Raw genomic sequence first — 396 nt, forward strand, 5'->3', positions numbered from 1 at the left:
GCAGTCCGCCCAGCACGATGGCGGTCCAACGCGCCTGCCGTTCCGATCGCGCCGCCTGCTGAGCGCGCGCCTTTTCGGCCTCAGCCAGCTGCCGGGCCGATTCCAGGTCGCGCTCGGCCAGGGCCGCGCGCTGAGCGGCCTCGCGTTCGGCAAAGGCCTGCCCCGCGCGCAGGAACTCCTGCTCCACCGCACTGAGCGCCTCGGGGCGGCTCAGCGCCCACTCCAGCGCCTGGGCCAGCCGCGCGCCGCGATAAAGCTCGGCTTCATCGTGCTCCAGCCCCGCCCAGGTCTGGGCGGCTTCGGTGAGGCGGCGGTGCAGGCGCAGGCCTTCGCGGTCTTCCGCCAGCCACTGCTGCAGGGTTGGCCACTCGCGGATGAGCGCCTCGTGCGCCACCT

General features: G+C 74.0%; 1 protein-coding gene. It reads right to left on the reverse strand.

Going from position 1 to position 396, the window contains the following annotated elements:
• The coding region (locus I6F37_RS43600; protein WP_225154926.1) for a hypothetical protein at positions 1–396 on the reverse strand (396 nt) is incomplete at both ends.

Origin of the sequence: Bradyrhizobium sp. NBAIM08 (genome assembly GCF_020193935.1) — a bacterium.
GTDB classification, from domain to species: domain Bacteria; phylum Pseudomonadota; class Alphaproteobacteria; order Rhizobiales; family Xanthobacteraceae; genus Bradyrhizobium; species Bradyrhizobium yuanmingense.